The following is a 25,126-nucleotide window of genomic DNA, read 5'->3' as shown; positions in this document are numbered from 1 at the left end:
ACCATGCTCAAGAACTTCTGGTACGCGGTCGAGTTCTCCGACCGGGTCACCACCAAGCCGGCCCGGATCACCGTGCTCGGCCAGTACCTGGCCCTCTACCGCACCCCGCGCGGGCGCGTGGTGGCCCTGTCCGACCTGTGCGTGCACCGGGGCGCGGCGCTCTCCGGCGGCTCGACGGCCGGCGAGAACATCGTCTGCCCGTATCACGGCTGGGAGTTCGAGCCGGGTGGGGCGTGCACGAAGATCCCGGCGAACCAGCCCGGCCGGGGCATCCCGAACAAGGCCCGGGTCGACTCGTACCCCGTGCAGGAGCGCTATGGCTTCGTCTGGGTCTTCATGGGCGACCTGCCCGAGGCCGAGCGACCGCCGATCCCGGTCTGGCCGGAGTTCGACAACCTGGTGGAGAACGGCGGCAAGTTCCGCGCGGTGACCGGCGAGTTCCTGTGGAAGGCCAACTACGAGCGGATCCTGGAGAACGGCTGCGACATCGCGCACGCGCCCTTCGTGCACGGCGGCGCATTCGGCAACCCGCAGAAGCCCGAGGTTCCCGAGTACGAGCTCGAAATGCCCGACGAGTGGTCGGCGTACGCCACGGTCAGCCTGCACCCGCCGCGCTCCAAGGGCCTCTGGTCGCTGATCAACCGCAACAACGCGGACCTGGCCAACCGCCCGCCGGTGGTCACCTCGGCCGGTTGGATGCTGCCCAACATGATCAAGCTGCATGTCCGGCTGCCGATCGGTGAGCTGATCATCTACGACACCAACATCCCGGTGGACGAGACGACCACGCTGGTCAAGTGGGTCGCGCTGCGCACCTTCTTCACCGGGGCGTGGGCCAACCGCAACGCCGTACAGCGCGTCCTCAAGATCTTCTACCAGGACGCCGAGGTGGTGAACAACGTCCGCCCCGAGCTGCTCCCGTTCGACCTGGGTGCGGAACTGCACGTCAAGAGCGACCTCATCGCGGTGCACTACCGGCGACGCCGCCAGGAGCTGGCCGAACGAGGCTGGATGCTCTCCGACGCCGACCGGATCACGGGCGACGTGCCGCGCCGGGAGGCGACCGTCATCCCCTCGCCGGCCCGCCGGGAGAACCCGGAGCTGGCCCGTGCCTGGGTGCACAAGGCCAAGGGCGACCACCCGACCGTGGCGGAGGCGCAGCGGATCGGGCTCAAGCGCATCACCGAGGAAGAGGGCGCCGACGCCGCCGCGGGAGCGCAGGCGCAGGCGAGCCCCGAACCGACCAACGGCGCGACGACGAAGGAGCAGGCATGAGCCTCCCGCTGGAACTCTGCGAGAACGCGGTGGCCCATCTGACCGCCCGGCACCCGCTCACCACGGTCATCGACGAGCCGCTGAGCAGCCCGATGTCGCCCGACCCGGTGGGTTCGCTGCGGGTCTGGCAGGGCGCACCGGGCCAGCCGGTGGCCAAGGTGGTCTACGTCGGGCTGGTCGTCCCGATGATCCGCCTCGACAGCCACATGGTCTTCGCCTTCACCGCCGCCGACAGCGCGGTCCCGCACTTCACCCTGGACTCGGTGTACGGCGGCGACTACTACGCCTACCACCTCGACCTGATTCCCCGGGCCGAGCTGAGCAGCCACCTGCCCTACATGGACGCGGCGTACCAGCCACTCACCGAGGTCTTCACCGAGGCCAGCGCGATGGACGGGCTGAGCCGGGCCGACATCGGGCCGCGCCAGTACGCGCTGATGTCGCCGTGGATGCTGGTCGGCCGGGCCACCGAGGAGGCGTTCCGGAAGATCGGAGCCGCCGTCTCCGCGTACGTCGAGCACTGGTCGACGCTGGTGACCGACGGCCTGCCGGCCGATGCCGTGGCCGGCCTGGCCGACACCGACCTGGCCGCCCGGGACACCGCCGTGCGGGTCAACCTGTTCAGCCCCGACGTCGACCCGGTCTGGGCCCGGGTCACCCGGCTGATCGGCGAGCCGGCGACCGACCGGATCCGGGCGGAGCTGATCAGCGATGAGTGAACCAACGGCACCGACGACCGAACCGACGGAGGCCGAACCGAGCGAGTGGCAGCAGCGGATCGCCGGCGACTGGCACGGCCGGCCGTCGCTGTTCACCGCCACCGGCGTCTGGAAGGGCTTCGAGGACATCCGACGCTCGTCGGTCTTCGCCGACGGCGTCACCACGTACTACATGGACGGCGGGCTGGTCGGCGGGGGCGAGTTGGCCGGGCGCTACCGGCTGGGCGCGCCTTTCGCCTTCGGCGTGCTCGACTCCGACGCGGACCGGGTCTACACCGGCCCCGACTTCTTCGGCACCGGCCAGCCGTACGGCTCCTTTGTGGACTCGCACTACTACGGCCCCGGCTGGCAGGTCGACCTGAACACCTGGAACCAGGTGCTGCCCGACGGCGAGACCCAGGTCTACTCGTCCATGCTCTACCAGGGCTGGGCGGTCGTGGGCTGCTTCAACGGCGTCTACACCCGCAGCTTCGACCACGACACCAACCCGGACACCCGGGAGCGGGTGGCGCGGTTCCTGTCCGCCGAGGAGCGGCGCGGTCCGGTGCCGTACATCCTGCCGACCAAGCAGGCCGGCGCGTTCACCGGCAGCTGCGAGCTGTGGGGCGCCGACCAGCAGCTGCGCGGCAAGGTGGCGGTGCGCCTCGGCCTGGAGCCGATCGGCCTGCTCCGCACCCGCCGGGTGGTGAGCTGGGCCGGTGCCGGGCTGGACCGGCGGTACACGGTCGAGCAGCGCCGAGACGGCGACCGGCTCTTCTTCGAGGGCCCCGACGCCTGGGGCAACGCCCAGGGCTTCGGCCGGGCCAGCTACCCGTCCTGGCACTTCCACGCCGACGGCGGCGACGTGTGGAAGGTCAAGGGCCGCGAGTTCGCCATCGACGCCGAGCCGGGCATGTCCGCCGGCGGGCGCCTCGCCGTGGTGTACGAGCTGTTCCGGGGCAACGTGCTGGACAGCGTCCTGCACGGCCTGCTCACCTGGGAGCCGGCCAGATGACCGCGGTGGTGGTGACCGGCGGCACTCGTGGGATCGGTGCCGGCCTGGTACGCGCGCTGCTGGCCCGCGGCGCCCGGGTCGCGTTCTGCGGACGTAGCGCGGAGTCGGTGTCCACGGCGCTCGCCGCGCTGCCCTCCGACGCCTCGGCGCCGGCCGGCGCCGAGGCGCTCGGGGTGCGTGCGGACGTCACCGACCGCGCCGACGTGGCCGCGCTGTGGTCGGCTGCCGCCGAGGCGTTCGGCGGCGTCGACATCTGGATCAACAACGCGGGCACGAACCATGCCCGCCGCCCGCTGTGGGAGCTGGCACCGGCGGAGCTGGACGGGGTGCTCGCGGCGAACCTCGGTGGGGTGGCCCGGGCCAGCGCGGTGGTGCTCGCCGCGATGGTCGAGCAGGGCCACGGCGCGCTGTGGAACATGGAGGGCTTCGGCTCCAACGGCCAGGCCCGGCCGGGGCTGACCGGGTACGGGGCGTCGAAGCGTGCGGTCACCTACCTGACCGACGGGCTGGCCAAGGAGCTCGCCGCAGCCGGGGTCGCCGACAAGGTCACCGTGCACCACCTCTCGCCCGGCATCGTCGTGACCGACCTGCTCACCCACGACTACCCGCCGGACGAGCTGGCGAAGGCCAAGAAGATCTTCAACATCCTCGGCGACCGGGTGGAGACGGTCACCCCGTGGCTGGCCGACCAGATCCTCGCCGGGGGCCGCAACGGCAGCCGGGCAGCCTGGCTGACCAGCCGCAAGGCCGCCGCGCGGTTCGCCGTCGCCAGCTTCCGCAAGCGCGACCTCTTCGGCGACTCTGTCGGAGGCCCTGGGTGACCCGACGCGAGCACACATCGTGAACAGCAACGACTACACCGTCGTTCTCGCGCTGGAGGACTTCGTGCCGACCGGTCTGGCGCTGGTCGGGTTCTGGATCCTGGCCGGGCTGTCCGGTCGGATCGTGCCCCGGGTAGGCCCGGTCGCCCGCATCGGCGCCGTCCTGATCGGCCTCGGCGGCCTGGCCAAGTCGACCTGGAAGCTGCTGCTGGCCGGGTTCTCGATCGACCTGCCCTGGCTGGAGGCGGGGCTGTTCCCGCTGATGGCGGTCGGCGCGGTCGGGCTGATCTGGGGCCTGGCCGGTGCGCTGCGCGGGCGCAGCGTGCCGTGGTGGCCGTTCGCCGCCGTGCTGATCGTTACCGCCAGCGTGGCGACCGCGTACGCCATCTTCGCCCCCATCTTCGCCCTCGCCACCACGGGCGTGACCACCATCAGCGTCCTGGCCGCGATCATCGCCGCCCGGCGGCGCGCCTGGGGCGCGGTGGCGCTCTACGCCGTCGGGCTGGCCTGCGTGCTGCTGCTGGTGCCGCTGCGCAACCACCCCGATCACGAGACCCTGGCCATGCAGTGGGTGGAGCAGGGCACGAACACCCTCGGCCAGGCGGCGTTGCTGGTCGCGGCGTGGCTGACCGCGCGCGCCCACACCCTGGCCACGGCCAGCCCTCACCCGAACCCCACCCAGGAAGGAGCTGTCAGGTCATGACCGACGCGCTCGGCTGGCGCCGCAAGTTTGGCGTCATCGCCCCGTCCACCAACACCATCGTGGAGCCGGACTTCTACCGAATGACGGTGCCGGGTGTGACCGCGCACTTCTCCCGGATCCACATCCGCAACCAGGACCTGTCCAGCGACAGCAACTTCGAGAACCTCCTGACGCAGATCCGCGACGAGATCGGCGCGGCCTGCGAGCGGGTGCTGACCTGCGAGCCCGACTACATGGTGATGGGCATGTCCGCCGAGACGTTCTGGGGCGGTGTCGAGGGCAACCGGCAATTCGTCGCCCAGATCGAGGCAGCCACCGGGCTGGAGGTGGCAACCGGGGCGGAGGCGTGCGAGCGGGCACTGCGCCTCTACGGCGCGCGCCGGATCGGCGTGGTGACGCCGTACCAGCCGATCGGCGACACGAACGTGGTGCAGTTCTTCTCCGAGATCGGTTTCGAGGTGGCCGCGATCGAGGGGCTCAAGTGCCCGACTGCGGTCTCCATCGCCCACGTCACCGAGGACGAGTTGCGCCGGGCGCTGCTGGCGGTGGACGGCCCGGACGTGGACGCCCTGGTCCAGTGCGGCACCAACCTGTCGATGGTCGGGCTGGCCGACGAGGCCGAACGCTGGCTCGGCAAGCCGGTGATCGCCATCAACGCGGCAACCTGGTGGATGGCGCTGCGCGATAACGGGATCGCCGACAAGGTGTATGGCGCCGGTTCCCTGCTGCGCGAGTACTGACACCGGCGCGGTCGGCGATATAGACAACGGCGCGGGCCGGGGATGTTTCCCGGCCCGCGCCGTTCGCCGGCTCAGCTCCGCGGGATTCCGCGACGCCTCGGCAGCACCACGACCAGGCCGACACCGAGCAGGAGCACGGCGCTGGACCAGAGCAGCAGCAGCGCCGTCACGCCCCCCTCGCCCGTGGTCGGCAGCGACCCATCGCCATTGCCACCGCCGCCGCCATCGCCCTCGTCGCCGGTCGCGGCCCGCGACTTCACCGTGAACTTGGCGACGATCGACGTCGCCGCCGGGCCGGTCACCGGGTCCGCGCCCGCGTTGCACTCGGTGTCGACCTGCGGGTGGTCGAAGACGATGTTGGTGACCGTCAGCGACACCAGCCCTGCCTGCGAGGTGGTGTAGGTCCCGGTCAGCGTCGCGCCGGGCAGGATGGCGTTGGCGTCGATCGCGCCGTACGCCGGGCCTTGCAGGTTGACCGTACCGCTGCCCACCCCGCCGACCTTGACGGTCGCCTTGGGCACCAGATCGCCGGCACCGACCGGCACCGGTCCGCTCTTCGGGCCGGCCGAGAACTTCAGGCTCACCGTCACCTTGGCGCCCCGCCCAGGGTTGCTGGGCGACATGCTCAGCGTGTGCGTGGCGGTCCACGACGAGAGGCTGCTCAGCGTCTTGCAGTTCAGCTTCACGCTCTTCGGGCCGAACGGCTGGGCGGGCGTGTCGACCTCGTCGGTTGCGGTCGGCGCCGGGGCGTTCGTCGTGGGCGGCGGGGCGTTCGTCGTGGGCGGCGGCAGCGACGGCGACGGCGACGCGGAGGCGGAGGCGGACGGGCTCGGCGGTGGGGTCGCGGTCCCGGTACCGCCGACGGTGAAGCTCTCCACGATGGAGGTCGGCGCCGGTGCCGCCTTGTGGTCACGGTCGCCGGCCGCCGAGCAGTGCGTCGTCGCCGAGGCGTTGGTGAACGTGACCCGCCCGACGGTGAGCGTCGCCGCTCCGGCGGCGGCGGCGAAGTAGGTGCCGGTCGCGGTGATCGGGCCGAGCGGCGCTTCCGGGGCGACGGCCCGCGCCGGGTACGAGGACATCCGCAGCGTCGCGCTGCCGGAGAGGGAGCCCTCCAGGGCCAGCGTGACGTTAACCGGCACGTCACCGGCGTTCAGCCCCACCGGCCCGTTGTCGGGGCCGGTCTTCGCCGTGAGCGTGACGGTCACGGTGTCGCCGACCTTCGGCTCGGCCGGTGACTGGGTCAGGGTGAAGGTGTCCTGCCAGACCGTCGGCGAGCTGCCGGTGCCAGCGTCGTTGAAGTAGAGCCGGCAGCCCAGCGTCCCGGCCGTGGGGCCGACCGCCGCGGCCGGCAGCGTCGCCCGGGCGGGGGCCGCCGCCGGGATCGCGAGTAGCAGCAGCAGCGGCGCCAGGACGAGCGCGAGCGCTGCCACCCGGACGGTATGACGACGTCGGGTCATTGGGTCCTCCGGTTCCGGTAGGGCATCAGCACGAGCAGGCCGATGCAGAGCAACAGCAGGCCGGAGCCGACCAGCACGGTGACCGCGTAGCGGTCCGGGCCGGCGCTCACCGGGTTGGCGTTGACCAGCGTTGGGGTCGACGTGCCGGCTGCGCCCGCCGGCCCGGTCGAGGGTGCCGTGGTGGCTTCCGGCGTGGCCGCCGGTGCCGAGGGCGCGGCGGGGGTCGCGGATGGGGTTGCCGGTGAGGGCTTCTGTGCCGGCTTCTTGCCGAACGTCAACGGCACCGAGACCTTGTTGGCCTCGACCTGGTCGGCGTTGCCGCTCGCGGGCAGGATCTGCGCCGCGACCACGCACTCGTGTTTGGTGCAGTCGAACGCGCCGAACTTCTGGGCCAGCTTCAGGGTGACCGTGGGCAGCTTCCCGCTGCCGTCGGCGTTGACGAACGCGGCACCGCCGGCGAGGTTGCAGTCGGTCGGGCCCTTGAATCCGGCGACGCACTGACCGACGGCGATCTGCTTCAGGTCCGGGGTGAAGCCCGAACCGTTGACGACGACCTGCTGCTTGTCCGACAGCCCGGTGGTCACGCTGACGGTAAGGGTCGGCGCGGCGAACGCGGCCGGGGGTGCCCCCACGACGGCGAGGGCGCTGCTGGTGGCGAGCAGGGCGGCGAGCGTGAGCGCCCGGCGGCGGAAGGTTCGCACGGCGATCTCCTGACAGGTTCGGCGCGGGCCGGCACGGGCAAGGGGCGGGGCGACGCGGACGGCGCTCACGACGGCACCGCCGCACGCTGGGCGGGCGCGCCGGAGCGGTTGACGGCGGCGTGGTCGGTACCGAGGTAGGAGCGGACCACGTCGGGGTGGGTGCGGACCTCCTGCGGAGTGCCGTCGGCGATGACCCGGCCGCCGTCCATCGCGACCAGCCGGTCGGCGAGCCGGGCGAGCAGCGGCAGGTCGTGCTCGATGATGACCATGGTGACGCCGAGCTCGTCGTGGATCCGGCGCAGCACCTCGCCCAGCGCGACGCCGTCGGTCTGGGACACCCCCGACGAGGGTTCGTCGAGCAGCAGCAGCGCCGGCTCCAGCGCCAGCAGGCAGGTGATCTCGACGATCCGGCGGGTACCGGTGGACAGCTCCCCGACCAACCGATCGGCGAGCGGGGCCAGACCCATCAGCGTGACGAGTTCCTCGGCCCGGCGGCGCTTGGCCCGGTCCGGGCCGCCTGCACCGAGAGCCGCGGCGAAGAGGCTCGTCGGCGCGGTGCGTTCGCCGGCCACCATGACGGTCTCCAGCACCGTCATGGTGGCGAAGAGCCGGGCGTCCTGGAACGAGCGCACCAGCCCGAGGCTGGCCCGCCGCTGCGGCGACAGCCCGGTGACCGGGCGGCCGGCGAACAGGACCGCGCCCCGGTCCGGGCGGGTGAAGCCTGCGACGATCTCGAACAGCGTGGTCTTGCCGGCCCCGTTCGGACCGATGATGCCGACCACCTCGCCGGCGGTGACGTCGAGGCTGGCGCCGGCAACGGCCCGCACGCCGCCGTAGGAGCGGGCCACCCCGCGCACCGAGAGCAGCGGCTCGCCGGTCACCGCCGGTCGCAGCGGGACGGTGCGCGGCGGCAGCGTGATCGCGCCACCGGATCCGGCGGCGGCCGGCGATGGCCCGGCCACGGGCTCGGCCACCTCATCGGCGGCGGGCGGCGCCGGTGCGCCGCGGCCTCGGACGATCAGCGCGGCGAACCGGTCACGCAGCCACAGCACCGGCCCGCCGAGCCCGGCCGGCAGTGCGATCACCACGACCAGCCAGACCAGGGTCAGCGCGGCCTGGCCGATGATGTCCAGCTCCAGGAATCCGGGCACACCGATGATCAGGAACGCCCCGAGCAGCGGGCCGCCCAGCAACGTGATCCCGCCGACCACCACGGTGGCGACGACGTCGATGCTGGCCGAGGCCGGGAACGTGTTCACGGTGAGCTGGGTCTGCCCGTGGCCGATCACCGCCCCGCCGAGACCTGCCAGCGCGCCCGCGACCGCGTACGCCTGCAGGACCCGCACCGGCACCGCGACGGTGAAAGCTCGGGCGGCGTCGGCATTGTCGCGCAGCGCCACCAGGATCCGCCCGAAGGCGCCGGTACGCAGGTTCGCGGTGACCCACAGGCCGAGCAGCAGCGTCGCCAGCGCGAACAGGTAGTAGTCGGTGGCCAGGTCGAAGGTGTGACCCCCGATGCGCGGCTTGGGCACCTGGGCACCGTCGCCGAGCAGCCACCCCTGCCGCAGCAGGAACGCGCTGGTGGCCAGCGCGAAGGCGAGCGTGGTGACGGCGAGGGCGAGCCCGCGCAGGCGCAGCGCTGGCACCCCGACCGCGACTGCGGCCAGCGCCGCCGCCGCGCAGCCGGCGAGGATCCCCAGGAAGAGGTTGCCGGTCCGCACGGAGACCTGCACCGACACCGCGGCGCCAATGCCGGCGAACGCGAACTGGCCCAGGGACAGCTCGCCGGCCACGCCGGTGACCAGCCCGATCGAGAGGCCGACCAGGGTAAAGCCGATGATCGCGATGAGCACCGAGGCGCTCTCGTTGCTGATCACGAAGGCCAGCACGGCGGCGACGGCGAACCCCACCCCGGCGACGACCCGGCCCAGGTTTCGCAGCAGCCAGACCCGCTGGTACGCGGCGGGCAACGGCGGTGCGCCGATCCGGCCCCAGCCACCGTCCTCGCCGTCGCGGCGCGCGCGGACCGGTTGGGCGAGCAGCGCGACCAGGATGACCCCGACCAGGGCCAGCTCGACGAGGCCGCCGCTGGATTGACCGGAGAGCAGGATCTGCTCCCCCACCCCGATGCCCAGCGAGGCTGCGAACGCGATCGGTACGGAGGAGAACCGGGCGATCACCGCACCCGCGAGGCCCCGCACCAGCAGGGCCGGGCCGAGCGACTCGATCGACTGGGTGCCCTGGGTCGGTGCCACGAGGATCGCCGAGAAGGCGGCGACGGCGCCGGCGATCGACCAGGCCAGGGTTGCCATCCGGGCCGCTGTGACACCGTTGAGGGTGGCCGCGTCGGGGGCGTCGGCGGCGGCCCGGATCGCCAGCCCGAACCGGCTGCGCTTGAGAAACATGGCGAGCCCGACCAGCAGCACCGGGGTGAGCAGCAGCATCGCGGTGAACGCCGGGCCGACCGGGGTGTTGCCGACGGTGAACGACGGCATGCCGGGCGGCACCGGGAATGCCGGGCCGCTGGCCCCCGAGCTGTTCACCAGCAGGGCCAGCACGAGCACGAACTGGGACAGCCCGAGGGTGGCGATCATGCCGATCACCCGGGGCCGGTGCCGCAGCCGGCGGACCACGCTCAGCTCGATCGCGCCGGAGACCGCTGCGGCGGTGAGCATCCCGACCGGCAGGGCCAGCCAGTACGACAGCACGTCGTCACCGACCAACCGGCCGACCACGGCGGCGCCGAACACCCCGACCGCGCCGTGTGCGAAGTTGACGAACCGGCTGGACCGGTAGACCAGCACCAGCCCGACCGCCAACAGCCCGTACGTGAGGCCGGTGAACAGACCCAGCACGATGCGGTCCGGGCCGAAGTCGAAACCGCCGATCACCGGAGCACCGCCCCGTCCGCTGGGGCGGCCTGGGGCGCAAGCTCAGTGTCCGGTGCCTGGAGGGCGGGCTCGGCATCCTCAGCCGGTGCGTGGCCGCCGAGCATCAGGGCCCGGACCAGGTCCGGCTGGCCGGCCAGTTCGCTCGCGGTGTGCTCGGCGACCATCGCACCCTTCTCCATGAAATAGATCCGGTCGGCCAGCGACAGCGCCACATTGACCGACTGCTCCACCACCAGCAGCGAGGTGCCCCGCGCGTTGAGCCGGCGCAGCATCTCCAGTAGGCCGCCGACGACGACCGGGGCCAGGCCGAGCGACAGCTCGTCGACCAGCAGCATCCGGGGGCGCTGGATCAGCGTCTTGGCGAGCACGAGCAGCTGTCGCTCACCGCCCGACAGGGTGGCGGCGACCTGGTCCCGCCGCTCGTAGAGGCGGGGAAAGACGGCGAACGCCGCATCGACCCCCCGGTGCACCGCGTCGCTGTGCCGACCCAGCGCGTAGCCGTGCATGCGCAGGTTCTCGGTGACGGTGAGCGAACCGAACACCGCCTGGCCGACCACTGTGGAGAGCCCGAGCTCGATTCGGCGGGGCGCGTTCAGCGCGGTCACGTCGACCCCGCCGAGCCGGACCACCCCGGCGGCGGGGCGGTGCAGCCCGGAGAGCACCCGCAGCAGAGTGGTCTTGCCGACCCCGTTCGGGCCGCAGATCGCCACCATCTCGCCGTCGTCGACGCGTATGGCCGCGTCATAGAGGACCTGGACCGGACCGTACGCGGCGTCGATCCCGGAGCAGGAGAGGGCGGCCGGGCGCGCACCGCCGCGCCGTAGCCGGGCGACCTCCGCCTCGTCGGCGAGCACCCGGGCCAGCCGCTCGGCGTCGGCCGCGGCGGTGCGCTGGAGCCGCCGGGCGTAGGCTGCGCCGACCAGCACCGCCGCCGCGGCCACCGCCAACGCCGGACCGGCACCGTACCGGGTACCGAGCAGGGCGAGCAGGCCGGCACCGCCCAGGCCACCGGCCAGGGACAGCACCGACGCCGCCGCCGCGAACGCGGGGCGGGCGTCCGGGTGGAGCACCTCGGCGGCGACGCGCTCGCCCGAGATGGCGAGTGCGACAAGCGCACCGACGGCCACGGCCAGGCCCGATGCGAACAGCACGACGCCGACCGCGGCGGGGGTGGCCCCGACGAGCACCGCACCGGCGGCGACGAGCAGCCCGGCCGGGGCTGCGGCGACGGCCAGGCGTCTCGCCCGCTCGCCCCGCAGCAGCACCGCGAGCGCGGCCCCAGCGAGCAGCGCGTCGCCGACCACACCGACGGCGCCGCGCGGACCGAGGCCGAACTCGGCGCGCAGCACGTCGACGGCGAAGATCAGTGCGCCGGGCACGACCAGGCCGAGGCCGGCCTGGGCCAGCACGGCGACACGCGCGGTGGGTGGACGGGTGGCGTTGTCGAACAGGGTGCGCAGCGCCGGTGGCCACCCGGCATCGCCCGGCAGGTCCGCGGCGGTCACCCCGGCCAGCGCGCCGAGCGCCGCGAGGACGCCGGCTGCCGCCCAGTGGTAACCGGACCCGCCGCCGGTGCCGCCAACGAGCAGCGCGGCCAGGCCGAGCCCGTTCAGCAGCCCCACGTGCCAGTACCGCAGGGTCGCCGTCGCGGCGGCGACCGCGCGGCCAGCCACCACCAGGACGGCCCAGGGCAGCCCCAGCGCGGTGAGCGCGAACAGTCCCGGCATCGGTGCGGCGACGTTGAGCACCAGCAGCAGCGCGGCGCCCAACCCGGCGCCGGCGAGCAGCGCGGCCCGTACCGGATGGCGGTGCGGCACCCGCTGCACGACCGCGACGGTCGCGGCCGCGCCAACCACCGCGGCGGCGATCACCGCGGCCAGCACGCTGGTCAGGTCGACACCGAGGCCCCGGGCGAGTCCCGCGGCGCCGAGCAGGGGCACCCCGGTCAGCAGGCCGCCGGCCGTGCCCGCGGCCCAGCCCGCGCTCCGGGAACGCCATGCCCCCGCACCGTCGCGGGCGATGCCCGGCGGGATGCTGTCATCGGGTCGCAAAGGACACGTCCTCCCCGCGGTAGGTGAAGCAGGCGCAGCCGCTGTCGTAGCCGAACGCCCGGTAGCCGTTCGAGGCGGCGAACCGGCCCGGACCGAGCCGCCCGGAGAATCCGGTCGCCGGCTGGAAACTCGTGTCGAGCCTGCCCACGGCCGCCAGCCACCGGTGCGCGTTGAGGTCCGCGCCGAGGTCCTTCGCGCCGGCCTGCAGCAGCAGGGCCGCGTCGCAGTACGGGAAGGCCACGCGCGCGTTCTCGCGGGTGCCGAACGACTCACCTCCCGCGGCGAAGATGCCCAGGCAGGTGCGTTCGGCGTCGGTGGCGGGGAAGGCGTACTCCCGGTCGGCGACGTCCTGGCTGGGATTGAAGCCGATGCCCACCGCCCCGGTCAGCGCCTCGCGCGGAATGATGCCCGGGTTGCCGATCAGGAAGCTGGGATTGTCGTAGCTGGAGATGCCGTACCGGGCGGTGAAGTCCTGCGCGGCGGCCGAGGTGAGGAAGAAGGAGGCCAGCCGGGTTCCGCCGAGGAAGAAGACCCGGTCGACGCGCTTGGCCCGCAGGTCGACGGCAGCCTGGTTGAGCCCCGTGTTGAGGGTGCCCAGGTCGGTGGTGTCGATCCAGGCCGAGGTCGGGGTGATTCCCCGCTGCTTCAGGTACGGCACCACGTGCTGCTCGTACATCGCCCGGTTGGCCGGTGCGTCCACCGCGACGATGCCCGCCTGCCGGGCCCCGTCGAAGAAGCCCTGTGCGGCCAGCGCCGGCAGGTATGCGCGCACGAAGTCGTCGTACAGGGGGTAGGCCGGGGCGAACAGGTACGGAGCGAGCCGCTCGTTCGTCGCCTGGTCGATGGTGATCAGGGTGGCGTCCAGCACCAGGGTGCGCCGCTGGGCGTAGCAGGGGCGGGCGTTGGCCTGCAACTGACCGGTGAGCACGACCGCGAACGCCCGGTCGTCCTGGGTGATCTGGTTGCAGAGCTTCTCCTCGGTGGCCGGTGAGTCGTCGCTCGCCTCGAAGTTGCGGAAGACCGCCCGCATCCGTCGGCCGGCGATGCCGCCGTTGGCGTTGACGTGGCTCTCCAGCGCCCGCATCTGGCGCGCCGGGTCGCCGGCCGAGGCGGTGTTGAACCCGGTCAGGTTCGCCGTCTTGGTGAGGTCGGTGCCGACGAAGACGACGGTGACCTCGTCGGCGGTGACGCCGGGCCCGACGCCGGTGCCGTCCGCGCCGCCCGCGCCGGGCAGCACCGCGCCGCAGCTGACGAAGGCGAGCAGCGCGGCGACGGCGGCGACGGCCGCCCGTACCGTCAAAGTCCGGTCCCCGCCGTCGGCGTGGCTGCCAGGATCGCGGCTCATCGAGGGCTCCCGAGGTAGGTGTCGAGCGCGGCCAGATCGATCACGGCGGCGGCGGACTGGTTGCCGCCGCCGGCTCCGGCCCGCGTGTCCGCGCCTGGGCGGGCTGCGAGCACCGCGTCGAGGGCGGCGAGGTCGACGATCGCGGCGCCCGCGGCCGGATCGGCGCCGGATCCGTTCGGCAGCCCGGCGTCGCCGAGCAGGTCCCGCAGCGCGGCGACGCTCAGGTGGGCACCGGCCCGCCGACGCAGCTGACCGGCACCGGGAGCGTCGTCGAAGACGAGGTACGCACCGAGCGAGCCGACCCGCACGACGGACGGCAGCAGCGTGCCGGCCGGGGCGGCGGCCATCGCGGGCAGCGGCGGGCGGTTGCGGTGGTTCTTGATGCGGCGGGCGACGCCCACGACGATCAGCACCCCGCCGAGCAGGTGCACCACGAACAGGCCCCACGGGTACGTCCGGAGCGTCACCTCGGCCGGGCCGAACCCGCCCAGGTCGGCCTGCACGGTGTACCGGCCGAACGCGGCGAACGGGGTAGTGACGGGCACCCGGTAGGTGCGCGTCTCGCCCGGCCGGATGGCGTCGGCGCCGGGCGTGCTGACCCGGTCGCCACTGCCGTCCCGGCCGACCCGGACGTTGAGGGGCGGGTTGGGCAGCGGTTGCGGCCCGGGGTTGTGCACGGTGTAGACGAGGGTCCGGGTCGCCGCCGCGCCGAACAGGCTCCGCCAGCCAGGCCGGCCGACGATTCCCGCCTCGACCACGTCGAGGCGGACCGGGGCCGCAGAGACCGTGGGGGTGTCCCCCATGGCGTGCCCGGTGAGTTCCAGCGGGGCGTCGACCTGGCCACGCGCTGCTCCGCCGACCAGCGTGGCGTGCACGACGCACGGGCAGGGCACCGGCGGGGTGCCGAGCACGTACTGCACCGCGAAGGTGCCGTCCGGGCGCACCGGAACGGCCAGGGCGGCCCGCGTGTCGCAGGAGGCCGAGCCGGCGATGGCAAGCTGTCCGCAGGTGACGAGCTGGACCAGCGCGCCGCCGGGCCAGCCGGTGCCGGTCACCCCGAGCGGGTCACCCGGTGCCGCTGCCGGGGCGGCGAGGGTGAGTCCCTCGGCGGCCCACGCCGGGCCGGTGGGCAGTGCCAGCCCGCAGGCCAGCGCGCAGGCGACGGCGGTCAGGGTGCGCGCGATCCTCGTCATCCGACCTCCGCAGGCGCGCGGACGGGCCGGACGCCCCGGGGGCGGGCCACCTGGGCGCGGCGGCGTCTGCGCCAGGCCATGACGCCGGCGGCGACCAACGCGGCGAGTGCGGCGAGGCCGGTCCAGGAGACCACCACGGTACGGGTGGTCCGCACCGCCAGCACGCCGCCGTCGGCCTTCGCCGTCACGGTGGCGGTGACCACGTCGACCGGCCAGAGCCCGGTGAACTGGGCACGCATCCGCGCCTCGGTGCCCGGCACCAGGTCGAGTTGGGGAGTGGCGCCACGTTGACGGATCTGATGCCCGAACATGCCGGAGGCGGTGACCGTGAGGGTGGGGGCGAGGTGCAGGTTACCGGTGTTGGCGAGGGTGTATTCCAGGGCACCGTCGACCGGCGTGGGCAGCCACGGCGTCGGGTGCGTCAGGTCCAGGTCGGCGACGTTGAGGCCGGGCACCTCAGGCCCTGCGACCCGCAGGTAGATGCGGGCGCCGACGGCCCGCTGCACCGCGATGACCACGCCGTCGCGCTCGCTCCGTCCGCCCGGGACGGCCTCCATCGCGACGACGCCACCGACGTGGTCGCCAGGGCTGGCGTTCGTCGGAATGGTGATGGAGAACGGGATGTCGGCCTGCGCCTTCGGCGGGATCGCCACCGTGCCGGCGCCGACCGCCGTCCACACCCCGATGTCCGACTGCTTCTCGTCGACCCGGCGCAGCGCGAACCCGCCGTCGCGCGCGGTGTTGTAGGCGTCCGCGCCGTACACGGTGAAGGTGCGCTCGGTGTCGGTGCGGTTGATCACGCGTACCGAGTCGGTGAGGGTCCGGCCGGCGGGTGACTCGAGGAAGAAGTAGAGCCGGGGGGTGGGCCCGGCGTTGGCCGGCGGGGTGGGCACGACGGCCCACTCGCCGTTGTCCGCCGCGGCGGCCGGCCCGACCGGGACGATGGTCAGCGCGGCAACGGCGACAGCGGCGGCGAAGGCCACCGCACCGGTGCGGCGGCGACGTGGCCAGAGGGGGTGACGCACGCGGTTCCACCCTTCGACTGGTCGGTGTGGGGCGGCCGGCTCAGCCGACCGCCCCACACCTCAAGGCGGTCCTCAGCTCAGGGTGAGCGTGAGGGTCGCGGCGTAGGCACCGGCGAGTTGGTTCGCCGGCACGGAGAGGGACAGCCCGGCCGAGGCGTCGAAGCTGCCGCCCGTACCGGTGGCGCTGGTCGGCGCAGAGCAGAGCGTCGCCGCGTCGACCGTGCCCGGGGTGCCGGCCACCGCGGTGACCGCGTTTGTCGCGCCGGCGGTGCCGACGCAGGCCGGCGTCCAGGACAGGTTGCTCTTGGCGATGGTTCCGCCCGGGGTGCCGGTGAAGTCGGTGACCGTGCCGACGAGGCTCCACCCGAAGGTGCTGCCCCGGTAGTCGGTCACCGTGACGGTCGACAGGTTGCCCGTCGTCGTCTGTACGCTGCCGCCGACGGTGACGCCGGAGAACGCGATGTTGCCGCTGCCGGCGGCGCGAGCCATCGACAGGTTTCCGGCGGTCACGGTCTGCGACAGGTTGTACGAAAGGGTGCAGTTGCCGGTCGTGGCCGAGCCGGACTTGGCGGTGCACGAGTCAGCCGACCCCGTCCAGGCGGAGATTGCGAACAGGGCGCCGGACTGCGCGCCGATGTACGCGGTGGTGCTGTCCGTGACGGTGAAGGTGGCGTTGATCCCGCCGGTGGCGCCGGCTGTGGCCGTCGTTGCCGGGTCGCTCGTCGCGGGCGGCGGCGGGGCGCCGGTGAGCGCCTTGTAACCGCCGATCGTGACGGTGCCGCCCGGGTTCCAGTTGGTGCCGGTGACCGTCACCACGGTGCCGGAGCCGCCACCGCCGGGGGTGATCGCGATGCTCGGCGAGCCGAGGATCGTGATCGGGACGGAGACCGTGTTGGTCCCGTCCGAGACCGCCAGGGTACGTGCTCCCGTGGTGGCGCCGCTGGGCACCGTGAGCGTGCCGGTGCCGGCGCCGGTGGCGTCGGTCGTGCCCGTTCCCGTGCCCTCGGGCGTTCCGGTGCCGTTGGCCGCGCGCAGCGTCGCGGTCAGGGTGGTGGACGGCGCGAGACCGGTCACCGCGTAGTTGATGACGTTGCCGGCCCGGGCGGACCCGGTCACGGTCTGGCCGGTCACCGAGGTGACCGAGACCGTGCCACCGAAGACGGTGAAGCTCTCCACGATGGGTGTCGGGACCGGCGCTGCCTTGTGGTCCCGGTCGCCCGCCGCCGAGCAGTACGTCTTGGCGATCGGGTTGTTGAGGATCACCCGGTTGACGGTGAGCGTTGCGGCTCCCGTCGCTCCCGCCACGTAGGTGCCGGTGGCGGTGATCGGGCCGGTGGGGGCATTGCCGGGGATCGGACCGGCCGGGTAGTTGGGCTGGGTGAGCGTGACCGGGCCGCTCTGCGAGCCACCCAGCACCGCCTCCACCAGGATCGGCACGTCACCGGGGTTGATCGCGACCGGGCCGTTGCTCGGACCGGTCGCCGCGGTGAAGGTCACCGTCACGGTCTGCCCCGGGCTCGGCGTCGCCGGCGTCTGAGTGAGCCCGAACGAGTCGGCCCAGTTCGTCGGCGAGCTGCCGGTACCGGCGTCGTTGAAGTACAGCCGGCATCCCAGGTTGCCCGGGGTGGGGCCGTACGCCTGCGCGGGGGACACGCAGACCGCGGTAGCGGCGGCGACCAACGCCGCCACGCCCACCGCTGTAGCCGTAGTTCTGAGCAATCCCATTGCGGTCCCGCTCTCCTTCCTGTGGGGAACGGTGCACCCCTGGCCGCCGTTTCGCTGACGGAAACGGCGGTTTCCAAAATTGGATAGGTCCCATAAAGGCAGCCGTGGCGCCCTCCTGTCAATAGCCCGACAGGCGATTTGCGCCGGCCGATCTGATCGACTCCACCGACGCCGCAGCGTCGCCGGCAGGCCTCGGTCTTGGCAGGGGGCCGGAGATCGGGCAGAGTGGGAAACAGCGTTTCCCTTAGGGAGGTTCAGGTGCGTTACGTGATCATCGGATGCGGCAACGTCGGCATGGAGCTGGCCCGTCGCTGGGTCTCAGCCGGCCACCACGTGGTCGGCACCACCACCTCCCCCGAGCGGGTGCCCGAGCTGACGCCCGTCTGCACCGAGGTGGCGGTCCTCCGCGGCAGCGACCGCGCGGCCGTCGAGCAGGCCACCCGGGGCGCCGACGCGGTCGTGCTCACCGTGAGCCCGCGCATCGCCCGAGCCTTCGACGCCGACCAGCGCATCGCCGAGTACGCCGACACGCTCACCGCGTCCGCGCGCACCGCCGCCGCCGTGCATCCCCGGGTGGTCTTCACCAGTTCGGTGTCGGTCTACGGTGCCGGCCATGGCGCGCTGGTCGACGAGGCCACCCCGGTCACCGACGACCCGGACGCCTCCCCCCGCAACTTCATCGCCGCCGAGGCCGCCGTGCTGGCCGCCCCACGCGGCGCCACGCTGCGGATCCCCGACGTGTACGGGCATCCGCGCGACCTCGACTATCCGACCCGGGTGAAGCTGGCCCACGAGATGCTCGGCGGCAGCGTGCCGTTCTCGGCCGAGGCCCTGCACTACCGCATCGACTATCGCGACGCCGCCGCCGCGCTCGACTTCGTGGTGACCCGCGACCTCACGGGCGTGTTCAACGCGGTACCGGACGCGGTCGTGCCGCAGACCAACCAGGCCGTCCTCGACGAACTCTGCGCCGCCGAGGGCTGGCCCGCGCTGACCTACCGGGGTGAGATCAGGACCCCGTTCGTGCCGATCAGCTCCGGCAAGCTGCGCGCGGAGGGCTTCGCCTTCGCGCACTGACTCGGCCCGGAACCTCTGTCCGCTCTGGACTGTCCGGCCAATACCGGCTCAGCCGGCGGTCCCCGCGAGCCGACGCCCGACCAGCCGACCGAAGGCCATGGCCGGCGTCAGGCACATGCCGGAGCAGAACGCGTTGCCATTGACGGCGGCGGAGCCGATCACCTCGCCGACGGCGTACAGGCCGGGGATCGTCGTGCCGTCCGCACGGCGGACCCGCAGCAGCTCGTCCACGTCCAGGCCGGCGAACGTGATCAGGGTGACCGGATGGTTCTCCAGCGCGTAGAACGGCGGCTCGACGATCGGCGCCGGCAGGTACGTCCGGCCGAAGTCGGCATCCCGGCCGTCGGCGACGAAACCGTTGTAGCGGGCCACCGTGGCCGACAGCCCCGCCGGGTCGATGCCGGCCAGCCCGGCGAGCTCCGCCAGCCCGGACGCCCGGTGCACGCCGCGGCGCCGGCCGCACTGGGCGTCCAGCTCGGCCGCGCTCCAGCCGTGCACCATCGGGTGCGACTCGCGCAGGGCGTGGGCGTCGAAGACCGTCCAGAAGGTCATCCGGTCGACCGTGGTCAGCACCCGCTCCTTGTGGTCGATGCTGGGCTCATCCTCGGCGATCCAGCGACTTCCGGCGCGGTCGACATAGATCTCCCAGGGCGGCCGCTCCGGCGCCACCAGGTGCGGCCGGTGCGCCCAGTCGACCCGAAGGTCGCCGTCGACCGGGGGCAGCCCGCCGAAGGTGGGGATGTAGCGGCCCAGGCCCTGCAGGCCGGCGCCGACCGACCGGCCCATGAGCAGGCCGTCGCCGGTCGAGGTGGGCGCCGCCGAGGTGGTCAGCGGCGCGCCCTCCAGCTCAGCGAACAACTCCGGCGCGTACCCGAATCCGCCGGTGGCGAGCACGACGGCGGGTGCCCGCCACCGCGCGCCGTCGGCGGTGGCCACCCCGACCACCGCGCCGCCCTCGGTCAGCAACTCGGTGACGCGCACCTCGCAGCGCAGATCGATGCGGCCGGCGGCCCGATGCGCGTCGAGCATCGGGCGCAGCACGGCCAGAATGGCCGGACCGCCGGGGACGGTGGTGGCGTGGACGGTCCGCGGCGTGCGGTATGGCTCGTGCCCGTACACGATGCGGGGCGTACCCGGATCGACGGTGAGCCCGGCGGCGAGCAGCCACTCCAGCACCGCCGGCTGTTCGCGCAGCGTCAGCCGGGTCAGGTCGGCCCGCGCGGCGCCCCGGCTGATCCGCCAGACGTCGTCGAAGTGCCGCTCGGGGTCGTCGCTGATGCCCCGCTCATGCTGCAGCGAGAAGCCGCCGGCGGACAGGTGCCCGCCCGAGTAGGGCAGGGCACCCCCAACGTCCGGCGCCTTCTCCAACAGCAGCACGGTGCCGCCCGCGTCGGCGGCGGCGATGGCACAGGCCAGGCCACCCGGCCCGGCGCCCACAACGATCGTGGTTGGCACACCCACCTCCGGCCCTCCAGTCGCATAGTGGGGGACTTTCAGTCCACCGGGTGGTTGGGGATCCTCGATCGGACGGCCAGGCCGTACAGGCAGGCCAGCCCGGCCAGGATGCCGAACAGGACGAACGGGCCGGCGGGGCGCCAGTTGTCGTACAGGGTGCCACCGGCGGCGAACGCGATCATGATGCCGATGCCACCGCTGAGCGCGAACGTTCCGATGACCGAGCCCCGGGTACGGCTGGGAGCCTGTTCGGCGATCAGCACCTGACTGGAGATGACGGCGCTCACCTGGCCGAGCCCGATCAGCGCGGCGACGGCGTAGCCGAGCGGGCTGAACGGGTCCCCGACGAAGATCGTGGCGGTGTAGCCGAGGGCGGCGGTCCCCAGGGAGATCAGCACCGCGTCGGTGCGGGACAGCCGGTCGGCGATGATGCCGATGGCGGGTGCCCCGATCAGCGCGATGCCGTTGGCCACTCCCAGCAACAGACCTGCCTTGGCCAGCGCCTCGGCCTCGCTGAGCCCGAGGTGCTGGGTGCCGTACTGCTGTGCCCAGAGGGTGAGGTAGGCGCCGACGAGCGCCAGGTCAGCTCGGGCGACGAAGGCGCTGAGGTAGGCGAAGGAGACGCCGGGGCGCCGGATTTCGGCTACGCCCTCGCGCAGCAGCCTGGGGATCGGGATGTGCTCGGAGTGCGTTGTCGCCAGCCCGCCCCGGAGGGTGAGCCGCATCAGGATCGCGGTGAACAGGGCCAGCCCGCCGACGATGAGGTAGGTCGCCCGCAGCGCGGCGATCGCGTCCATCCCGATGCCCTCGAAGATGTCGGGCAGTTTGATCAGCACGAAGAACGTGACGAGCGCACCGAGACCGTTGCAGAAACCGAGAATGCCGTTGGCTCTGCCGCGGGTGCTGTCCCGGACATAGTCGGCGACCACGGCCGTGAGCATCACGGTGACCATCGCCACGCCGACGGCCGCGACGCCCCGGGCCAGGTAGTAGGGCAGGACCGAGCCGAGGAACGGTGCCATGCCGACGCCGAGGCCGAGCAGGATGTAGCCGCCGACCACGATCGGGCGCCGTCCGAGGCGGTCGGACCAGGCACCGGCCAGGCCGACCGCCGCGATCAGGACGATTTCGCTGATCAGCCCAGCGGTGCCCACGATCGAACCCTGCTCCCCCTTGGGCACACCCAGGACGGAGGTGAGTAGTGCCGTCTGCGCGGCCGGAATGAACGTGAACGTCATGATCGACGTCAGCGCCAGCCAGTAGAACCCGCTGATGTTGGTCCGGGTCGTGCCCGGTGAGAGCTGGAGTGGGCCGAACGTGGTGGTCTGCTCGCCGGCCTCCGGCGCGGCGGCGGTGTCTTCCTGGCTGCGATGCACGCTGGTCCCCCTGCCCTGTGATGGCATGAATGGAAACGCTGTTTCCACACACTAGCGGGTCAGGGCCCGGACGTGATGGCGTCGGTGCGGCGCATTTCTCGCCGCCCGGTCCCGGTCCGGCGCCGTCGACCCGTCCCCGGTTGCGGACGGGCGACAATGGCGAGATGTCAGCGAGGAGACACTGACCGTGATGGCACCGTCGATCGCCGTAGAGGGCCCGGCCTGGGGCGGACGTTGCCGCGACAGCTGCCAGGACGTGATTCATGGCAGCACGTCGGGCGCTGACCCACCGCCGGCCGGTGCTACCCGCGGCCTGCCCAATCAGCAGGTGCAAGTTCTTTGAGCTGCCTGCGGGAGGTGATGCCCAGCTTGCGGAAGATGCTGCGCAGGTGGGCTTCGATCGTGCGCGGGCTCAGGAACAGCTGTGCGCCGACCTCCCGGGAGGTCGCTCCGGTGGCGACCAACCGGGCGATGTGCAGCTCATGGGCGGTGAGCGCGTCGGTCGGCTGGGCGGCGCGTTTTCGTGGGTGTTCACCGGTGGCGCGTAGTTCGCGGGCGGCACGCTCCGCGAACGCCTCCGCACCCATATCGGACAGCAGCTCGTGGGCGGTGCGAAGTTGTTCGCGGGCCTCCCGACGGCGGCCCTCGCGGCGCAGCCACTCGCCGTAGACGAGATGGGTACGAGCGAGGTAACCGCCCATTCGGCTGTGCTTGAGCTGCGCGATCGCCTCGCGGTACTGATCCCCGGCTGCCGATCCGGTGCTCGTGAGCGCCTCTGAGCGCGCCGCCATTCCCAGCGCCCACGGCGTCCCGCTGGCACGAGCCCGGGAGCAGAGCTGTTTCATCGCCTCGACCGCTCGTTCTGGTCGACCGGCGCGGGCAGCTGACTCGATGAGCTCGAAGTGGACGAGGTTGCTGAGCGCCAGCTCTGGGGAATTGAACGCCCGTGCCGCAGCGTCCTGCGCGGCCGGATAGTTGCCCAGCCCGTTGTGGAGCACCGCCATCGCGTACTGAGCGAAGGAGGCCTCCGTACTCTCGTCGGAGAAGGCGGGGTCCTGGGCGGTGAGGGCGTTGAGCGCCGTGGTCTCCGCCTGGTCGCCACGCCAGGCACTCAGGATGATGTGAGCGTGCCGCAGCTGTACGCCGCCGGTGGCCTGCGTGATGGTCGTCGCCTCGGTGGCGAGCTCGCCGGCTCGGGCGAGTTCGCCCATCAGGACCAACGTGATGGACAGGAAGCGCAGCGAGTCCGGGAGCTTCGTCAGCGCACCGGCCTCACGAGTCAACTGGACGTTACGGCTGGCCAGTAGGTAGAGCAGCTCGTCGTCGAGGATTGCCACCGCGTTGCGGCCGGCCAGCCGCAGCCAGCGGTCGCTCTGGCGGTCTTGCTCGGGGTCCGTGAGCGGGCTGTTGCGAAACGCCTCCAGGGCGTGCCGCAGCCTAGGCGCTCCCGCCGCATATCCACCCGTCAAGGTCTTCGTGAGGCCATCAAGCAACAGGTCCGACGGCTGCGGCGACCCTGGCGGTGCAGGTGCGGCCCGAGCGGCCTCGGCGACCTCCAGGACGCCGCGGTCGGAGTCACCGGCCACGAGCGCCGCGTCGAGCGCGTGCAGGTAGGTCTCACGGGCCAGGGCCGCATCGAGCGGGGTGAGGGTCCTGGCTGCGTCCAGCAGCATTTCCGGCACCTCGCTACCGCGCGTGGTGTGGAACGTGACCTGGGCACGCAGTAACTTCAGGCGGGCTGCTTGCAACGCGTCCAGCGGCCCGGCGGCCGCGATCGTCAACAGCCTCAGGGAGCTCTCGGGCGCACCGGCCTCGTGCTTGGCGTGCGCGGCTACCAGCGCCCGTCTCGTACGGTCGGCCGGCTCGGGAGTCAGCTCGGCGGCTTGCTGCAGGAACGCCGCTGCGGCAGCCCACCCGCCGCGGGCTCGCGCCCGGTCGGCCAATTGCTCAAGTTCTGCGGCGGCTTCCTCGTCGGTGCCGAGCACGGCCTGCGCACGGTGCCAGGCGCGCCGGTCGGGGTCGAGCTGCGGGTCGGTGGCAGCGGCCAGCGCGCGGTGTGCGCGGCGGTGATCGGGTGGTGTGGCGGCCCGGTACACCGCCGAGCGCACCAGCGGATGGCGAAACCGCACCCGGGTGTCGATCTCCAGCAGTCCGGCGGCTTCGGCGGGTGCGGCCTCTTCGCGGGCAATCCCCAGGTGTGCGGCCGCGCGCCACAGCAGCGCCGCTTCGCCAGTCGGCTCGGCGGCCGCGACCAACAGGAGCAGTTGCGTCTCGACGGGCAGGCTACCTGAACGGCGCTGGAAGCTCTCCTCGATGCGGTGAGGAACGCTCAACGCGTCCGGCAGCTCGAACCCGCCGGCCAGCTGCGTCGGCGGCGTGCTTCGGGGAAGTTCCAGCAGCGCCAAGGGGTTGCCGCGCGACTCGGCGATGATCCGGTCGCGGACCCCGTCGTCCAGCGGTGTGGGGACCGCGGCAGCCAGCAGCGCCTGCGCGTCGGTCTCGCCGAGCCCATCCAGGCGCAGCTCGGGCAGCCCGGAGAACGGGCGAACGTCGCCTCCGTCGTGGTCGCGCAGTGCGAACACCAGCGCCAACTGCTCGGCCGCCACCCGACGTGCCACAAACGCCAGCACCTGGGCGGATGGCTGATCGAGCCACTGCGCATCGTCGACGAGGCACAACAGTGGCCCCTCCTCGGCGACCTCGGCCAGCAGGTTAAGGGTCGCCAGCCCGACCAAGAACCGGTCTGGCGCGGCACCGGCTCGCTGCCCGAACGCCACGCCCAGGGCAGCCTGCTGCGGCTCGGGTAGCGCACCCGCGCGGTCCAGCAACGGCCCGCACAGCTGGTGCAAACCGGCGAATGCGAACTGCGTCTCAGACTCCGCTCCGGCCAGAATCTCCGCCCGGAACCCCAAAGGAGCCGCGACGTCGCGGGCATACTCCACCAGCGCCGTCTTCCCGATGCCCGCTTCTCCGCGCACCACGAGCGCCCCGCTGCGCCCCGCCTGCGCCCGGGCGAGCAGTTGCTTGACCGTTTCGCGCTCCGCGTGCCGGCCTAGAAGATTCGCCAGTTTCATTCCCACTCGAATCTGTCGGCACTGTAAAAATTAGGTAATTGTCACCGACGCGAACCCCGTCCGCCAACCCCCGTTCTAAACCGTGGACGGGTGGGCGATTCGGTCGCCGCATGCCGGGCCTGCCCGCACACCGGCCCTTTTGCTGGTCTGGCACGCCCTGGCAACGGCCATCCACCTCTCTGCACGGTGGCGACCGGCGACGACATCAGGGGCTTCCACCGACGCGAAGGCGTCGCCGCCGATGCCAGCCTGAAGACATGCCATAACCGGCAACGACCGGACCAGCGCCAGACCTCGTCCGTCCGGGAACGGCCCTGACCCGCGAGGTCGCCCCCCGCTTCGGACCGTCGACGCGAAAGGAACCGCCATGTCTGTCAGCGCTGTCATCGACGTTGCCAGGCGGAACCTCAGCCGCAGCGGTGTTCGTGCCGAGTCGTGTTTCACGAGTGCGGCTGGGTCGCCGACCGGACTTGTATCAACGTGGCGAGTCGGTGATCGAGAGAC

Annotated in this window: 18 protein-coding genes; 7 read left to right on the top strand and 11 right to left on the bottom strand. The window is 72.7% G+C overall.

The window, feature by feature from the left end; translation table 11 throughout:
- Positions 1–3 precede the first annotated feature (3 nt).
- The 6 genes from ABZ780_RS00965 to ABZ780_RS00940 are packed head-to-tail and all read left to right on the top strand — an operon-like array spanning position 4 to position 5,252.
- The gene (locus ABZ780_RS00965; protein ID WP_357482839.1) at positions 4–1,275 is read left to right on the top strand and encodes an aromatic ring-hydroxylating dioxygenase subunit alpha; all 1,272 of its coding nucleotides are present in this window, start codon (positions 4–6) and stop codon (positions 1,273–1,275) included.
- Positions 1,272–1,994 carry a hypothetical protein gene (locus tag ABZ780_RS00960; RefSeq protein ID WP_357482837.1) on the top strand — a complete coding sequence of 241 codons (723 nt, stop codon included), beginning with the start codon at positions 1,272–1,274 and terminating at the stop codon, positions 1,992–1,994. Before ABZ780_RS00965 ends, ABZ780_RS00960 begins: the two co-directional genes overlap by 4 nt.
- A complete protein-coding gene (locus tag ABZ780_RS00955) occupies positions 1,987–2,988 on the top strand; it encodes a hypothetical protein (protein ID WP_357482834.1) in 1,002 nt (333 codons plus the stop codon). The genes ABZ780_RS00960 and ABZ780_RS00955 overlap by 8 nt, the downstream gene beginning before the upstream one ends.
- Entirely contained in the window at positions 2,985–3,809 is an 825-nt protein-coding gene (locus tag ABZ780_RS00950) for an SDR family oxidoreductase (RefSeq protein ID WP_356998794.1), read from the top strand. The genes ABZ780_RS00955 and ABZ780_RS00950 overlap by 4 nt, the downstream gene beginning before the upstream one ends.
- 19 nt (positions 3,810–3,828) lie before the next feature.
- Positions 3,829–4,512 (top strand): hypothetical protein, encoded by a 684-nt coding sequence (locus ABZ780_RS00945; RefSeq protein WP_357482832.1) that lies wholly within the window; start codon positions 3,829–3,831, stop codon positions 4,510–4,512.
- Complete coding sequence (locus ABZ780_RS00940; RefSeq protein WP_356998789.1) at positions 4,509–5,252, top strand: arylmalonate decarboxylase; 744 nt, start codon at positions 4,509–4,511, stop codon at positions 5,250–5,252. Before ABZ780_RS00945 ends, ABZ780_RS00940 begins: the two co-directional genes overlap by 4 nt.
- Positions 5,253–5,323: 71 nt before the next feature.
- Here the strand turns inward: ABZ780_RS00940 and ABZ780_RS00935 are convergent, their stop codons facing one another.
- The 8 genes from ABZ780_RS00935 to ABZ780_RS00900 all read right to left on the bottom strand — a co-directional run bounded on the left by ABZ780_RS00935 (position 5,324) and on the right by ABZ780_RS00900 (position 17,604).
- On the bottom strand, positions 5,324–6,682 hold the full coding sequence (locus ABZ780_RS00935) for a hypothetical protein (protein ID WP_357482829.1): 1,359 nt from the start codon (positions 6,680–6,682) through the stop codon (positions 5,324–5,326).
- Positions 6,683–6,705: 23 nt separating this feature from the next.
- Entirely contained in the window at positions 6,706–7,410 is a 705-nt protein-coding gene (locus ABZ780_RS00930; RefSeq protein ID WP_356998783.1) for a neocarzinostatin apoprotein domain-containing protein, read from the bottom strand.
- A 65-nt stretch (positions 7,411–7,475) separates the two neighbouring features.
- Positions 7,476–10,301, bottom strand: a complete 2,826-nt coding sequence (locus ABZ780_RS00925; RefSeq protein WP_357482826.1) for an ATP-binding cassette domain-containing protein — start codon at positions 10,299–10,301, stop codon at positions 7,476–7,478.
- Positions 10,298–12,352, bottom strand: coding sequence for an ABC transporter ATP-binding protein (locus ABZ780_RS00920; protein WP_357482821.1), 2,055 nt, complete (start codon positions 12,350–12,352; stop codon positions 10,298–10,300). Before ABZ780_RS00920 ends, ABZ780_RS00925 begins: the two co-directional genes overlap by 4 nt.
- Positions 12,339–13,697 (bottom strand): hypothetical protein, encoded by a 1,359-nt coding sequence (locus ABZ780_RS00915; protein WP_357482818.1) that lies wholly within the window; start codon positions 13,695–13,697, stop codon positions 12,339–12,341. The genes ABZ780_RS00920 and ABZ780_RS00915 overlap by 14 nt, the downstream gene beginning before the upstream one ends.
- A complete protein-coding gene (locus tag ABZ780_RS00910) occupies positions 13,694–14,890 on the bottom strand; it encodes a hypothetical protein (protein ID WP_357482816.1) in 1,197 nt (398 codons plus the stop codon). The genes ABZ780_RS00915 and ABZ780_RS00910 overlap by 4 nt, the downstream gene beginning before the upstream one ends.
- Positions 14,887–15,915, bottom strand: a complete 1,029-nt coding sequence (locus tag ABZ780_RS00905) for a DUF916 domain-containing protein (RefSeq protein ID WP_357482813.1) — start codon at positions 15,913–15,915, stop codon at positions 14,887–14,889. The genes ABZ780_RS00910 and ABZ780_RS00905 overlap by 4 nt, the downstream gene beginning before the upstream one ends.
- A gap of 72 nt (positions 15,916–15,987) precedes the next feature.
- Complete coding sequence (locus ABZ780_RS00900) at positions 15,988–17,604, bottom strand: hypothetical protein (protein WP_357482811.1); 1,617 nt, start codon at positions 17,602–17,604, stop codon at positions 15,988–15,990.
- Between the two features lie 294 nt (positions 17,605–17,898).
- Here ABZ780_RS00900 and ABZ780_RS00895 point away from each other — a divergent pair, with 294 nt between their 5' ends.
- On the top strand, positions 17,899–18,717 hold the full coding sequence (locus ABZ780_RS00895) for an NAD(P)-binding domain-containing protein (protein ID WP_357482808.1): 819 nt from the start codon (positions 17,899–17,901) through the stop codon (positions 18,715–18,717).
- Between the two features lie 48 nt (positions 18,718–18,765).
- On the opposite strand, the gene ABZ780_RS00890 is transcribed toward ABZ780_RS00895, so the two are convergent.
- The 3 genes from ABZ780_RS00890 to ABZ780_RS00880 form a co-directional block, all read right to left on the bottom strand.
- Complete coding sequence (locus ABZ780_RS00890) at positions 18,766–20,172, bottom strand: FAD-dependent oxidoreductase (protein WP_356998763.1); 1,407 nt, start codon at positions 20,170–20,172, stop codon at positions 18,766–18,768.
- A 38-nt stretch (positions 20,173–20,210) separates the two neighbouring features.
- Positions 20,211–21,548, bottom strand: a complete 1,338-nt coding sequence (locus tag ABZ780_RS00885; RefSeq protein ID WP_356998760.1) for an MFS transporter — start codon at positions 21,546–21,548, stop codon at positions 20,211–20,213.
- A 302-nt stretch (positions 21,549–21,850) separates the two neighbouring features.
- Entirely contained in the window at positions 21,851–24,622 is a 2,772-nt protein-coding gene (locus ABZ780_RS00880) for an AAA family ATPase (RefSeq protein WP_356998757.1), read from the bottom strand.
- Positions 24,623–25,126: the final 504 nt, after the last annotated feature.

The sequence above is a fragment of the Micromonospora sp. NPDC047467 genome (assembly GCF_040643095.1).
Lineage (GTDB): Bacteria > Actinomycetota > Actinomycetes > Mycobacteriales > Micromonosporaceae > Micromonospora.
Note: the sequence above shows the minus strand (reverse complement) of the source record. Positions and strands in the feature narration are given on the sequence as shown.